Origin of the sequence: Nocardiopsis lucentensis DSM 44048 (genome assembly GCF_000341125.1) — a bacterium.
Classification (GTDB): domain Bacteria; phylum Actinomycetota; class Actinomycetes; order Streptosporangiales; family Streptosporangiaceae; genus Nocardiopsis; species Nocardiopsis lucentensis.
Genome location: NZ_ANBC01000437.1, coordinates 1 through 12,671 on the forward strand (window position 1 = coordinate 1; position 12,671 = coordinate 12,671).

Consider the following 12,671-nt stretch of genomic DNA (forward strand, 5'->3'; position numbering starts at 1 on the left):
GCCGAAGCGCGGCGGAGGACCAGAACACGCGCCTCTAGAACTCGCGGTCCTTGTCGTAGGGACCGATGACCGCCAGCGCGCGCGGACGCGCGAGCAGTTCGGCGGCGGCCTCGGCCACGTCCTGCTCGGTCACGGCGTCGAACAGCGCCAGATCCTCGTCGATCGACAGGTGACGGGGGTGGTTGAGCTCGTGTCCGAGCAGCCGCCCCATCCGGGCGTTGGTGCCCTCGTTGCCCAGCACCCACGTGCCCTGGATCTGCCCCTTGGCCCGGGTGAGCTCCTCGGCGGTGATCCCGGCCGCGGCCACCTTCGCCAGCTCGTCCCGGCACACGCCGATGACCTCGTCGGCCTTCTCCGGCAGGCAGCCCGCGTAGATCTGGAACGTCCCGGTGTCGGCGTAGCCCATGTGGTAGGCGTGCACGGCGTAGGCCAGGCCGCGCTTCTCCCGCACCTCCTGGAACAGGCGGGAGGACATGCCGCCGCCGAGGGCGGCGCTGAGCAGCCGGACCGCGTGCCAGCGGGAGTCGGTGCGCGGCAGACCCTCCGATCCCAGGATGATGTGGGCCTGCTCGGTCTCGCGCGGCTCCACCACCGTGCCGCCGAACGTCTGCACCGGGCCGCCCGCCAGGCGCGGGCGTGCCGGTCGGGCGTCCCCGGCGGCGGCGAGCTTGTCGGCGAACATCTCGCGGACCCGGGCCACCACCTCGTCGTGGTCGAGGCTGCCGGCCGCGGTCACCACCAGCTCGCCGGGCACGTAGGCGGACCCGTACTGTTCGAGGATCCGCTCGCGGGGCAGAGCGCGGATGGTGTCGATCGTGCCGAGGATCGGACGTCCCAGCGGGCTGTCCCCGAAGAAGTGCGCGGCGAAGACGTCGTCCACCAGGTCGGCGGGCTCGTCCTCGTACATGGCGATCTCCTCCAGGATCACGCCGCGCTCGGTCTCCACCTCGCCCTCGTCGAGTACCGAGTTGGCGACCATGTCACCGACCACGTCGATGGCCAGCGGCAGGTCCCGGTCGAGCACCTTGGCGTAGTAGCAGGTGTGCTCCTTGGTGGTGTAGGCGTTGTGGTCGGCGCCCACACCGTCGAGGAGCGCGGAGATCTCCATCGCCGAACGCGTCCGGGTCCCCTTGAACAGCAGGTGCTCCAGGAAGTGCGCCGAGCCCGCGTGCGCCGCGTCCTCGTCGCGCGAACCCGTGGTCGCGGAGATCCCGAAGGCGGCGGACCTCCCCCCGGGGACGTCCTCGGTGACCACCCGCAGGCCGCCGGGCAGCACGGTACGCCGCACGAGACCGGACCCGCGTTCGGGCTCCAGCAGCGTGACGGTGGTGCCCGGCTCCTGCTCGGCGGCGATGGGGACAGAGCTCATGAAACCTTCTTCTTCGCGTCGTTGGTGCGCTGGATCGGTCCGTGTGCGGTGCGCGCCCCACCGGTCCGGCGGAGTATAGGCGGCGGGGGCGGCCACACCACCGGTGCGACCGCCCCCATCAGCTGACTTCTCCGATCAGATCCGGCCGATCAGGTGTTCTCGGAACGGCTGGAGGAACGGCGGCGCCGGCGGCGCGGCGCGTCCCCGCCCTTCTCGGCGGGCTTGTCGTCACCGGACTCGGCGGCGGGCTCCTCGGCCGCCGGGGCGGACTCGGCCTCGACCACCTCGACCGGGACCAGCGACAGCTTGCCGCGGTCGTCGATCTCGCGGATCTCGACCTGGATCTTCTCGCCGATGCTGATCACGTCGTCGAGGTTCTCGATCCGCTTGCCGCCGTGCAGCTTGCGGATCTGTGAGATGTGCAGCAGGCCGTCCTTGCCGGGCAGCAGCGACACGAACGCGCCGAACGTGGTCGTCTTGACGACGGTGCCCAGGTAGCGGTCCCCGACCTCGGGCATGGTCGGGTTGGCGATCTGGTTGATCGTGTCCCGGGCGGCCTCGGCGGACGGGCCGTCGGTGGCGCCGATGTAGATCGTGCCGTCGTCCTCGATGGTGATCTCGGCGCCGGTGTCGTCCTGGATCGAGTTGATCATCTTGCCCTTGGGGCCGATGACCTCGCCGATCTTCTCCACCGGGACCTTGACGGTGAGGATGCGCGGAGCGTTCGGGCTCATCTCGGCCGGACGCTCGATGGCCTCCTGCATGACGTCGAGGATGGCCAGACGGGCGCCGCGCGCCTGCTGGAGCGCCAGCGCGAGCTGCTCGGCGGGGATGCCGTCGAGCTTGGTGTCGAGCTGGAGCGCCGTGATGAGCTCACGGGTGCCGGCGACCTTGAAGTCCATGTCGCCGAACGCGTCCTCGGCGCCGAGGATGTCGGTCAGCGTGACGAACTCGTCGCCCTCGCTGATCAGACCCATGGCGATACCGGACACCATCTCCCTGAGGGGCACACCGGCCGCCATCAGGGACATGGTGGAGGCGCAGACCGAACCCATCGAGGTGGAGCCGTTGGAGCCCAGCGCCTCGGACACCTGCCGGATGGCGTACGGGAACTCCTCGCGGGAGGGCAGGACCGGGAGCAGGGCCCGCTCGGCGAGCGCGCCGTGACCGATCTCGCGCCGCTTGGGCGAGCCCACCCGGCCGGTCTCACCGGTGGAGTAGGGCGGGAAGTTGTAGTTGTGCATGTAGCGCTTGGTCTTCTCCGGGTTGAGCGTGTCAACCGTCTGCTCCATGCGCAACATGTTGAGCGTGGTCACACCCAGGATCTGGGTCTCGCCGCGCTCGAAGAGGGCCGAGCCGTGCACCCGCGGCAGGATGCCGACCTCGGCGCTCAGCGAACGGATGTCCTTGGGGCCGCGGCCGTCGATACGGACCTTGTCCCGCAGCACGCGCTCACGCATGAGCTGCTTGGACAGGGAGCGGAAGGCGGCGCCGACCTCCTTCTCGCGCCCCTCGAAGGCCTCGCCGACCTTCTCGACGGCGACGGCCTTGACGCGGTCCAGCTCGGCTTCGCGCTCCTGCTTGTCCGCGATGGTCAGCGCCTTGGCCAGGTCCTCACGGACGGCGGAGTCGACGGCCTCGTAGGCGTCGTCCTCGTAGTCCAGGAAGACCGGGAACTCGGCGACCTCGCGGCTGGTCTGCTCGGCCACGGCGGCCTGGGCGCGGCACAGGACCTTGATGAAGGGCTTGGCGGCCTCCAGGCCCTCGGCGACCGTCTGCTCGTTCGGGCCGACGGCGCCCTCGGCGACCAGCTTCAGGGTGCGGGTGGTGGACTCCGCCTCGACCATCATGATCGCGACGTCGCCGTCCTCCAGGACGCGCCCGGCGACGACCATGTCGAAGGTGGCGTTCTCCAACTCGGAGTGGGTGGGGAAGCCGACCCACTGGCCCTCGATCAGGGCGACGCGCACGCCGCCGATCGGGCCGGAGAACGGGATGCCGGAGATCTGCGTGGACATCGAGGCCGCGTTGATGGCGACGACGTCGTACAGGTGGTCCGGGTGCAGGGCCAGGATCGTCTCGACGATCTGGATCTCGTTGCGCAGGCCCTTCTTGAACGACGGGCGCAGCGGCCGGTCGATCAGGCGGCAGGTGAGGATGGCGTCCTCGGAGGGACGGCCCTCGCGCCGGAAGAAGGAGCCGGGGATGCGGCCCGCGGCGTACATGCGCTCCTCGACGTCCACCGTCAGCGGGAAGAAGTCGAGGTTGTCCTTGGGACGCTTCGAGGCGGTGGTGGCGGACAGGACCATGGTCTCGTCGTCCAGGTACACCGTCGCCGAACCGGCGGCCTGCTGAGCCAGCCGGCCGGTCTCGAAGCGGATGGGTCGGGGGCCGAAGCGACCGTTGTCGATCACGGCTTCGGCCGAGTACACGCCCTCCATGGGCGACCTCCTACTACACGTTCTCGGGGCGCACCCGGCGGGTCCGTGCCCGGGGTGCGCTGATGTCTCGTCCCGCGTCCGTGCCCCGGAGTTGATGACGGCCGGTCATCGATCGAAGTCCACGGAGCCCGACGTGGGGCGTCCGGAGACCACTACCGAGGACCGGCCTCGACTCTGCGGCCGAGGGAAGGATCGCGGGTGTACCTCTGTGAACTTGTGGTATCCACACGCGGCGGCGTCAACCGGCGCGCGTGTCACACCTTACTAACAAAGCGGGAGCGGCCGAAGCCACTCCCGCGAGCCACCTAGCGGCGCAGACCCAGACGCTCGATCAGCGAGCGGTAGCGGGTGATGTCCTGCTTGGCGATGTACTTGAGCAGACGGCGGCGGCGGCCGACCATCAGGAGCAGGCCACGACGGCTGTGGTGGTCGTGCTTGTGGTCCTTGAGGTGCCCGGTCAGCTCGGTGATGCGGTGCGTGAGCAGCGCGACCTGGACCTCAGGGGAGCCGGTGTCGCCCTCGGAGGTGGCGTACTCGGCGATGATCTTTTCCTTGGTGGCGGCGTCGATCGACACAGCGCTCCGTTTCTTCGTTGTCGGTACGCGGGAAGGGCCCGGCCGAGCGGCCGGGGTCAGACGCGGTGACCGCGCGTACGAACAGTCACCGTCGCGTGCGATGGGCGCGGGCCCCGCCACGGGCGTGGGCGCGCCTCGATCCCGGATTCGGGCCCCCGGAAGGAGGACCGGCCGCGGGGCACACGTGGACGCCACCCAGCCTACCGCAAACGGCGAGGTGAAAGCCCCTTCGCGTGGGAGGGCGGGTGGCCGCTCAGCTCACTCGGACAGGACGTCGCGGCAACGGTCCACGTCGCGCCGCATGGCCACGATCAGCTCGTCGATGCTGTCGAAGCGCTCCTGGCCGCGGATGTGCTCGGCGAACTCCACGGCCATGTGGGCGCCGTAGAGCTCCAGGTCGTCGCGGTCCAGGGCGTAGGCCTCCACGGTCCGCTCCGCGCCGTCGAACGTGGGGTTGGTACCCACCGAGATCGCCGCGGGCCACCGCGACTCCCGCCCCTCGGACGGGGACGTGTGGCTGAGCCAGCCCGCGTACACGCCGTCACCGGGGACCGCCGCGTGCGGAGTGAGATTCATGTTGGCGGTGGGGAAGCCGAGCAGTTCGCGCCCGCGCGCGGCGCCGTGGACGACCCAGCCCTCCACCCGGTGCGGGCGGCCGAGCAGCCCGGCCGCGCTGGCGACGGCGCCCTCGTCGAGCAGGGCGCGCACGCGCGTGGAGGTGACGGTGGCGCCGTCGGTCACCAGACTCACCCCGTCGGCGGTGAAGTCGTGCTTGTTGCCGAGTTCGGACAGCACGGCCACGTTCCCGGCCGCGCGGTGCCCGAACCGGAAGTCCTCGCCCACGACCACGGCCGCGGCGTGCAGGTGGTCGACCAGGACGGTCTGGACGAACTCCTCCGCGCTCAGGGCGGAGAGCTCCTCGGTGAACGGCAGGACGCAGACGGCGTCGGCTCCGTGCTGTTCCAGCAGCTCCACCCGCCGGTCCATCGGCGTGAGCACCGACGGCGTGCTACCGCGCAGGACCGCCTGGGGATGCGGGTCGAACGTGACGACGACCACGGGGAGTTCGAGCGCGTGCGCCCGACGCGCCGCGGTCGCGATGACCGCCTGGTGGCCGCGGTGCACGCCGTCGAAGACGCCCATCGCCACCACGGACCGGCCCCACCCCGGGGGAACGTCTCCCAACCCAACCCATCGCCCCACCTGAGGACTCCCTTTCCGCGCCTGTGCCGTACGACCGCGCGATGCTCCGTCGGCGCGCGGTCCCCTGGGAACAAGGGTGCCATGTCGGCCCCCGCTCCGTGCACGCGCGGGCGCGGCGAAGTCCCCTCTGCCCGTGGCAGAAGCGGGTTGGCGCGGCGTCGGGGGTCCCGTAGGTTCACCGCATGGCGAGAATCACCATCGGTCGGACGAATTTGGGCTACGAGGAGAAGGGGACGGGGTCCCCGGTCGTCCTCGTGCACGCCGCGGTCGGGGATCGGAGCATGTGGGACCACCAGTTCGAGGCGCTGGCGCGGCGCCACCGCGTGGTGCGCTACGACTGGCGCGGGTACGGCGAGTCGGACGACACCGGGGGGCCGGTCGCCCACTACGAGGACCTGCTGGCCCTGATGGACGCGCTGGAGATCGAGCGGGCCACGCTGGTGGGCGCGTCGATGGGCGGCGGGCACGCGGTCGACGCGGCGCTGGTCGCACCGGAGCGGGTCACCGGCCTGGCGTTGGTCTGCGCCGGGATGACCGGTCGGGAGTGGCCGGGGAGCTTCACCGAGGCCGCGGGGCGGGCGATGGCCGGAGCCGTTCCGAAGGAGCGCCTGGCACGGTACCGGGAGGGGCACGCCGACCCCGATCCGGCGGACGTGGCGGCGATGGCGCAGGCCCAGGCGCGGTTCGTCGCGCTCGGCCCGCGGCGGGGTCCGGAGGATCTGCCCGCGCCGGTGTGGGAGCGGATCCTGGAGCTGTACCGGACGACCTTCCACCGGATGTGGAGCGGGCCGCCGACCACGATGCGCTCACCGGAGCCGCCCGCCGAGGGCCGCCTGGCGGAGATCGGTGTGCCGACCCTGGTGGTCAGGGGCGGGTACGACGTTCCCGAGATCCGGGAGGTGTCCGACCTCTACGCGGCGGGCGTCCCGGGCGCGCGCCTGGTGGAGCTGCCGGACGCGGGCCACCTGCCGTCGGTCGAGCGCCCGGAGGAGCTGACCGAGGTCCTCGACGGGTTCCTGGCGGACCTCCATCCGGAGAAATCCCGAGAACAACGCACATCGAGCGATGCGATCCACTACGTCACGGAACGTGATCGCGACGAAGCTCGATGAGCAAACCGCAACGAACGACAACAGCGACGGCAGGGAGGAGAGCGAAGGAACCGAAGACACCCGACACGACCCTCAACCGCTCGGCGGCGTGCTGGGTAGCATGACTGGCATGGGACGTCCTACCAAGAAGTACTCCGTGACCCTGCCCGAGGACATCGCGGAGAAGGCACGCGCCCGGAGCGGCCCATCCGGTCTGTCCTCCTATGTCGCCGCGGCTGTCACCAGACAGCTCGAACGGGACAACCTCAAGGAACTCATCGAGGCGTTGGAAGCTCAGCACGGTCCCATCACCGACGAAGAGATCCAGCAGACTCGCCAGGAGCTCTACCGTGCCCGCAGGGAACAGGGCACCCCAGGACCGGTGGAGTAGATGAGTTCGATACCTCACGGCCCGAACGGCACGCTCGTCCTGGACAGCGAGGGACTGGCCAAAGCCGTTCTCCAAGATCGAGACGTCACCCGCTGGCTCGTCCTCGCCCGCGCCGACGACAACCGAGTCATCACGAGTTCCGCGACACTCGTGGAGGTCATCCACCCCCGCATCAACCGTGCGGCCCTGGAATGGCAGCTCTCCAGGTTGACCGTCGAACCCGTGACCGAGCGCATCGCTCGGGAAGCGAGTCGGCTGCTGACCACCGCGGGACTGCACGGCCACCGGTACGCCATCGACGCGATGTTGTGCGCCACCGCTCTCGCGGCTCCTGGTCCCGTCACCATCCTCACGTCCGATCCCGACGACCTCAGGATGCTCTGCGAGGACAAGGCGACGGTCATCAAGATCTGAGTCACGCCGGGTCGAAGACCACCACCGGCTTCATGTGGTCGCGCCGGTTCTCCCCCAGCGCGACCACCCGCCCGTCCGGCGCGAACAGCCCCACCGGCCCCGACCCCAGCGAACTCGGGTCGATCCGGTTGCCGTGGCGGATCCGCTTGGTCTCCTCCTCGGTGAGCGTGCGCACCGGGAACGCCGCGGCCACCGCGCGGTCCAGCGGGACCTGCGTGAACTCCTGCGCCAACTGGTCCAGGGTGCGCGCCGCGGACAGGTCGTAGGGCCCCACCCGGGTACGGCGCAGCGCGGTCAGATGGCCGCCCACACCCAGGTCCGCGCCCATGTCGCGGGCCAGCGACCGGATGTAGGTGCCGCTGGTGCAGGTGACCGTGGCGTCCACGTCCACGAAGGTCCCCTCCCCGTCGGCCACCCGGCGGATGTCGGACACCGTGAACTCCGCGACCGTCACCTCCCGCGCCTTGAGCGCGACCTCCTTGCCCTCGCGGGCCGACTTGTACGCCCGCTTACCGTCCACCTTGATCGCGCTGACCTGCGGCGGAACCTGCTGGATCCGGCCGGTCAACCGCGCGGCGGCCCCGCGTACGGCGTCGTCGTCCACACCGGCGGCGTCCGCCCGGACCCCGGGCTCGCCCTCGGCGTCGTCGGTGTTGGTCGTCAGACCCAGGCGGATGGTCGCCTCATAGGTCTTCTCCGTGAGCGTGAGGTGGCCCAGGAGCTTGGTGCCCTTCTCGATCCCCAGCACCAGCACACCGGTCGCCATCGGGTCCAGCGTGCCCGCGTGGCCCACCCGACGGGTCCGCGCCAGTCCGCGCGTCTTGGCGACCACGTCGTGCGAGGTCCAGTCGGCGGGCTTGTCGACGACCACGACACCGCTCTCGGCCATGGATCTCCTCAGAAGAAAACGGGGGCGGCGGCGCGCGTGCGCCGCCGCCGGGATGTCACGCGTTCGGGGACGCTACTCGTCCTCGTCCTCGGGGCGGGGAGCCCTGTACGGGTCGGCCTCCCCCGCGTGCCGGGCGCCGGTGGCCCGCTGGGCCACCTCCTCGTCGGACTGGCGGGCCTTGGCCAGCAGTTCCTCGATGTGCTGGGCGTTCTCCTGCACCTCGTCGACGACGAAGGTCAGGCTCGGCGTGTGCCGGATACCGGTCTGGCGGCCCACCTCGCTGCGGATCACGCCCTTGGCGCTCTCCAGAGCGGCCGACGTGCCCGCCTTCTCCTCCGGGGTGCCGAACACCGTGTAGTACACCGTGGCGTCCCGCAGGTCGGCGGTGATCCGGGCGTCGGTCACCGTCACGAAACCCAGGCGGGGGTCCTTGATCCGCCGGTCCAGCATCTCGGCGACGACGCGCTGGATGCGGTCGGCGATCTTCCGCGCGCGTGCGGCGTCAACCATGGTCAGTCTTCCTCTTCGTTGAAGAGCCGCTGCCTGGCGGACAACAGCTCCAGTTCGGGGCGGGCCGCGACGAACCGTTCGCAGGCGTCCATCAGCTCCCGCACGTGCGCGGCGCTCGGCGCGACCACCGCGACGCCGATCTTCGTCCGCCGGTACAGATCGTGTTCCCCGGCCTCGGAGACCGCCACCAGGAACTTGCGGCGCAGGTCGGCGATGACCGGACGCACCACCGAACGCTTCTCCTTGAGCGAGTGGACGTCACCGAGAAGGACGTCCAGGGTCAGCGCCCCAACGTACAAATGATCACCTGTGATGTGTGTGAACCGTCAAAGGCGGGGCCCCGGCCGCTCGGCCGGGGCCCCGTGGATCAGCTCCGCGGCACTAGTCGCGGGGCTTCTCCTGCATCTCGTAGGTCTCGATGACGTCCTCGATCCGGATGTCGTTGTAGCCGACACCGATACCGCACTCGAAGCCCTCGCGGACCTCGGTCGCGTCGTCCTTGAACCGACGCAGCGACTCCACGGTGAGGTTCTCGGAGATGACGACACCGTCGCGGATGAGCCGCGCCTTGGCGTTGCGGCGGATGAGGCCGTCGCGGACGATCGAACCGGCGATGTTGCCGATCTTCGGCACCTTAAAGACCTCGCGGATCTCCGCGCTGCCGAGCTGGACCTCCTCGTAGACCGGCTTGAGGAGACCCTTGACCGCGGCCTCGATCTCGTCGATGGCCTGGTAGATCACCGAGTAGTACCGGATGTCCACGCCCATGCGGTCGGCGAGCTGGCTGTTCTTGCCCTCGGGCCGAACGTTGAAGCCGACGATGATCGCGTCCGCGGAGGCCGCCAGGTTGATGTCGTTCTGCGTGATCGCGCCGACACCGCGCCCGATGACCCGGATGCTCACCTCGTCGCCGCCGGCGTCGATCTTGAGCAGCGACTCCTCCAGCGCCTCGACCGAACCGGACATGTCACCCTTGATGAGGAGGAGCAGCTCGGAGCGCTCGCCCTCCTTGAGGTGGTCCTGCCAGGTGTCGAGGGTGACCCGGCGGGCGGAACGCGCCTGCTGGGCGAAGCGCTCGCGCGCCTCACGCTGCTGGGCGATCTGCCGTGCCACCCGGTCGTCCTTGACGACCAGGAAGTTGTCACCGGCGCTGGGCACGTTGGTGAGCCCCAGCACCTGCACCGGACGGGACGGCTCGGCGCTCTCCACGTTCTGGCCGTGCTCGTCGAGCATGGCGCGGACGCGGCCGTAGGCGTCACCGCACACGATCGAGTCGCCGACGTTCAGCGTGCCGCGCTGGACCAGCACCGTGGCCATGGAACCGCGGCCGCGGTCCAGGTAGGCCTCGATGGCCAGACCCTGGGCGTCCATCTCCGGGTTGGCCTGGAGGTCCAGGGCCGCGTCGGAGGTCAGGACGATGGCCTCCAGCAGGGCGTCGATGTTCTCGCCCTTGAGGGCGGAGATGTCGACGAACTGGACGTCGCCGCCGTACTCCTCGGCGACCAGGCCGTACTCGGTCAGCTGCGCGCGGACTCGCTGCGGGTCGGCGCCCTCGACGTCGATCTTGTTGACCGCGACCACGATCGGCACCTCGGCCGCCTTGGCGTGGTCGATGGCCTCGGCCGTCTGCGGCTTGACGCCGTCGTCGGCGGCCACGACCAGCACCGCGATGTCGGTGACCTTCGCACCACGGGCACGCATGGCGGTGAACGCCTCGTGACCGGGGGTGTCGATGAAGGTGATCTTGCGGTCCTCTTCGTCCACGACCGTGGAGACCTGGTAGGCACCGATGTGCTGGGTGATACCGCCGGCCTCGCCGCTGACGACGTTGGTCTTGCGGACCGTGTCCAGCAGCCTCGTCTTACCGTGGTCGACGTGACCCATGACGGTGACCACCGGCGGCCGGGGCCGCAGGTCGGCGTCGGTGCCGTCGTTCTCACCGAACTCGATGGAGAAGGACTCCAGCAGCTCGCGGTCCTCGTCCTCGGGACTGACGACCTGAACCGTGTACTTCAGCTCCTCACCGAGCAGCTGAAGGGTCTCGTCCGGCAGCGACTGGGTCGCGGTGACCATCTCGCCCAGGTGCATCATGACCTGGACCAGCGACGCCGGGTTGACGTCGATCTTGTCACCGAAGTCCGACAGCGAGGCGCCGCGGGACAGGCGGATGACCTGGCCGTTGCCGCTCGGGATCTTGACGCCGCCGAACGACGGGGCCTGGAGGTCGTTGAACTCCTGACGCCGCTGCTTCTTGGACTTGCGGGCACGCCCGGGACGACCGCCGGGACGACCGAAGGCACCCGCCGTGCCGCCGCGACCGCGACCGCCGCCGCCGGGACGACCGCCGAAGCCGCCCGGACGACCGCCGCCGCCACCGGGACGCGGACCCGCACCCGCGGGGGGTCCCCCGCGACCGCGGCCACCGCCGCCGGGACGACCGCCGCCGCCACCGCGACCGCCGCCGCCGGGCGGGGTCGGGCGGGACGCGGGCATGTTCATCGGGCTGGGGCGCGGACCGCCGGGACGCGGGCCCGGACGCGGAGCGCCGCCACCCGGACGCGGAGCGCCGGCGGCACCGCCCGGACGGGGGGCGCGCTGGTCGCCGCCGCCCTGCGGACCGCCAGGACGCGGGCCGGGACGGGGACCGGGACGCGGGGCGCCGCCACCCGGACGCGGAGCGCCACCACCGGGACGGGGGGCGCGCTGGTCGCCGCCGCCCTGCGGACCGCCAGGACGCGGGCCGGGACGGGGACCGGGACGCGGGGCGCCGCCACCCGGACGCGGAGCGCCACCACCGGGACGGGGGGCGCGCTGGTCGCCGCCGCCCTGCGGACCGCCAGGACGCGGGCCGGGACGGGGACCGGGACGCGGGGCGCCGCCACCCGGACGCGGAGCGCCACCACCGGGACGGGGGGCGCGCTGGTCGCCGCCGCCCTGCGGACCGCCAGGACGCGGGCCGGGACGGGGACCGGGACGCGGGGCGCCGCCACCCGGACGCGGAGCGCCACCACCGGGACGGGGGGCGCGCTGGTCGCCGCCGCCCTGCGGACCGCCAGGACGCGGGCCGGGACGGGGACCGGGACGCGGGGCGCCGCCACCCGGACGCGGAGCGCCACCACCGGGACGGGGGGCGCGCTGGTCGCCGCCGCCCTGCGGACCGCCAGGACGCGGGCCGGGACGGGGACCGGGACGCGGAGCGCCGCCACCCGGACGCGGAGCGGCGGGCTTGGCGCCCATACCGGACGCGTTGGACGCGAACGGGTTGTTACCGGGGCGCGGGCCGGCCGGACGCGGACCGGCCGGACGCGGGCCGCGGCCACCCTCGGGACGGCCGCCGCGCTCACCACGCTCACCGCGCTGCGGGCGCTCGCCACGCTGCGGGCCGGGCTTGGGCGCGCCGCCGGGGCGCGGAGCCTCGCCGCGGGGACCCTTCGGGCCGGGCTTGGGCGCGCTGCCGGGACGCGGGGCCTCGCCCTGCGGACTCGGCTTGGCGGCCGGCTTCGGGGTCTCCTTCGGAGCCTCGCCCTGCGGACCCGGCTTGGCAGCCGGGCGCGGACCCGGCTTGGGCGCGGGACCCGGCTTGGGGGCCGCGGCGCGCGCGGAACCCTCGGACGCGGCGGGACGCGGACCCGGCTTGGNAGCGCCGCCACCCGGACGCGGAGCGGCGGGCTTGGCGCCCATACCGGACGCGTTGGACGCGAACGGGTTGTTACCGGGGCGCGGGCCGGCCGGACGCGGACCGGCCGGACGCGGGCCGCGGCCACCCTCGGGACGGCCGCCGCGCTCAC

At 71.8% G+C, this 12,671-nt stretch carries 12 protein-coding genes; 3 read left to right on the plus strand and 9 right to left on the minus strand.

Annotation, left to right across the window (positions count from 1 at the left end):
* Positions 1-34: 34 nt before the first annotated feature.
* The 4 genes from D471_RS0115380 to D471_RS0115395 all read right to left on the minus strand — a co-directional run bounded on the left by D471_RS0115380 (position 35) and on the right by D471_RS0115395 (position 5,588).
* Complete coding sequence (locus D471_RS0115380) at positions 35-1,369, minus strand: M16 family metallopeptidase (protein ID WP_017599441.1); 1,335 nt, start codon at positions 1,367-1,369, stop codon at positions 35-37.
* Between the two features lie 149 nt (positions 1,370-1,518).
* Positions 1,519-3,810 carry a polyribonucleotide nucleotidyltransferase gene (locus D471_RS0115385; RefSeq protein ID WP_017599442.1) on the minus strand — a complete coding sequence of 764 codons (2,292 nt, stop codon included), beginning with the start codon at positions 3,808-3,810 and terminating at the stop codon, positions 1,519-1,521.
* Between the two features lie 305 nt (positions 3,811-4,115).
* Positions 4,116-4,385, minus strand: a complete 270-nt coding sequence (rpsO, locus tag D471_RS0115390) for a 30S ribosomal protein S15 (protein WP_017599443.1) — start codon at positions 4,383-4,385, stop codon at positions 4,116-4,118.
* 258 nt (positions 4,386-4,643) lie between these two features.
* Positions 4,644-5,588 carry a bifunctional riboflavin kinase/FAD synthetase gene (locus tag D471_RS0115395; RefSeq protein ID WP_026127759.1) on the minus strand — a complete coding sequence of 315 codons (945 nt, stop codon included), beginning with the start codon at positions 5,586-5,588 and terminating at the stop codon, positions 4,644-4,646.
* Between the two features lie 182 nt (positions 5,589-5,770).
* On the opposite strand from D471_RS0115395, the gene D471_RS34595 reads away from it, so the two are divergent.
* From D471_RS34595 to D471_RS0115410, 3 genes are all read left to right on the plus strand, one after another.
* The gene (locus tag D471_RS34595) at positions 5,771-6,700 is read left to right on the plus strand and encodes an alpha/beta fold hydrolase (protein ID WP_040689819.1); all 930 of its coding nucleotides are present in this window, start codon (positions 5,771-5,773) and stop codon (positions 6,698-6,700) included.
* A gap of 109 nt (positions 6,701-6,809) precedes the next feature.
* Positions 6,810-7,070, plus strand: coding sequence for a DNA-binding domain-containing protein (locus D471_RS0115405; protein ID WP_017599446.1), 261 nt, complete (start codon positions 6,810-6,812; stop codon positions 7,068-7,070).
* Entirely contained in the window at positions 7,071-7,484 is a 414-nt protein-coding gene (locus tag D471_RS0115410; RefSeq protein ID WP_017599447.1) for a type II toxin-antitoxin system VapC family toxin, read from the plus strand.
* Position 7,485: 1 nt separating this feature from the next.
* Here D471_RS0115410 and truB read toward each other — a convergent pair whose 3' ends face one another.
* From truB to D471_RS41820, 5 genes are all read right to left on the minus strand, one after another.
* Positions 7,486-8,373 carry a tRNA pseudouridine(55) synthase TruB gene (gene truB / locus D471_RS0115415; RefSeq protein WP_017599448.1) on the minus strand — a complete coding sequence of 296 codons (888 nt, stop codon included), beginning with the start codon at positions 8,371-8,373 and terminating at the stop codon, positions 7,486-7,488.
* A 72-nt stretch (positions 8,374-8,445) separates the two neighbouring features.
* Positions 8,446-8,883 carry a 30S ribosome-binding factor RbfA gene (gene rbfA, locus D471_RS0115420; RefSeq protein WP_017599449.1) on the minus strand — a complete coding sequence of 146 codons (438 nt, stop codon included), beginning with the start codon at positions 8,881-8,883 and terminating at the stop codon, positions 8,446-8,448.
* Positions 8,884-8,885: 2 nt separating this feature from the next.
* Entirely contained in the window at positions 8,886-9,182 is a 297-nt protein-coding gene (locus D471_RS0115425) for a DUF503 domain-containing protein (RefSeq protein WP_017599450.1), read from the minus strand.
* A gap of 82 nt (positions 9,183-9,264) precedes the next feature.
* A complete protein-coding gene (gene infB, locus D471_RS0115430) occupies positions 9,265-11,376 on the minus strand; it encodes a translation initiation factor IF-2 (protein ID WP_017599451.1) in 2,112 nt (703 codons plus the stop codon).
* A gap of 2 nt (positions 11,377-11,378) precedes the next feature.
* Positions 11,379-12,089 (minus strand): hypothetical protein, encoded by a 711-nt coding sequence (locus D471_RS41820; protein WP_017599452.1) that lies wholly within the window; start codon positions 12,087-12,089, stop codon positions 11,379-11,381.
* Positions 12,090-12,671 lie beyond the last annotated feature (582 nt).

Coding starts and splice junctions, on each gene's coding strand:
- D471_RS0115385 (WP_017599442.1), bottom strand. CDS start 3,810: ATGGAGGGCGTGTACTCGGCCGAAGCCGTGATCGACAACGGTCGCTTC.
- D471_RS0115380 (WP_017599441.1), bottom strand. CDS start 1,369: ATGAGCTCTGTCCCCATCGCCGCCGAGCAGGAGCCGGGCACCACCGTC.
- infB (WP_017599451.1), bottom strand. CDS start 11,376: ATGCCCGCGTCCCGCCCGACCCCGCCCGGCGGCGGCGGTCGCGGTGGC.
- D471_RS0115405 (WP_017599446.1), top strand. CDS start 6,810: ATGGGACGTCCTACCAAGAAGTACTCCGTGACCCTGCCCGAGGACATC.
- D471_RS34595 (WP_040689819.1), top strand. CDS start 5,771: ATGGCGAGAATCACCATCGGTCGGACGAATTTGGGCTACGAGGAGAAG.
- truB (WP_017599448.1), bottom strand. CDS start 8,373: ATGGCCGAGAGCGGTGTCGTGGTCGTCGACAAGCCCGCCGACTGGACC.
- D471_RS0115410 (WP_017599447.1), top strand. CDS start 7,071: ATGAGTTCGATACCTCACGGCCCGAACGGCACGCTCGTCCTGGACAGC.
- rbfA (WP_017599449.1), bottom strand. CDS start 8,883: ATGGTTGACGCCGCACGCGCGCGGAAGATCGCCGACCGCATCCAGCGC.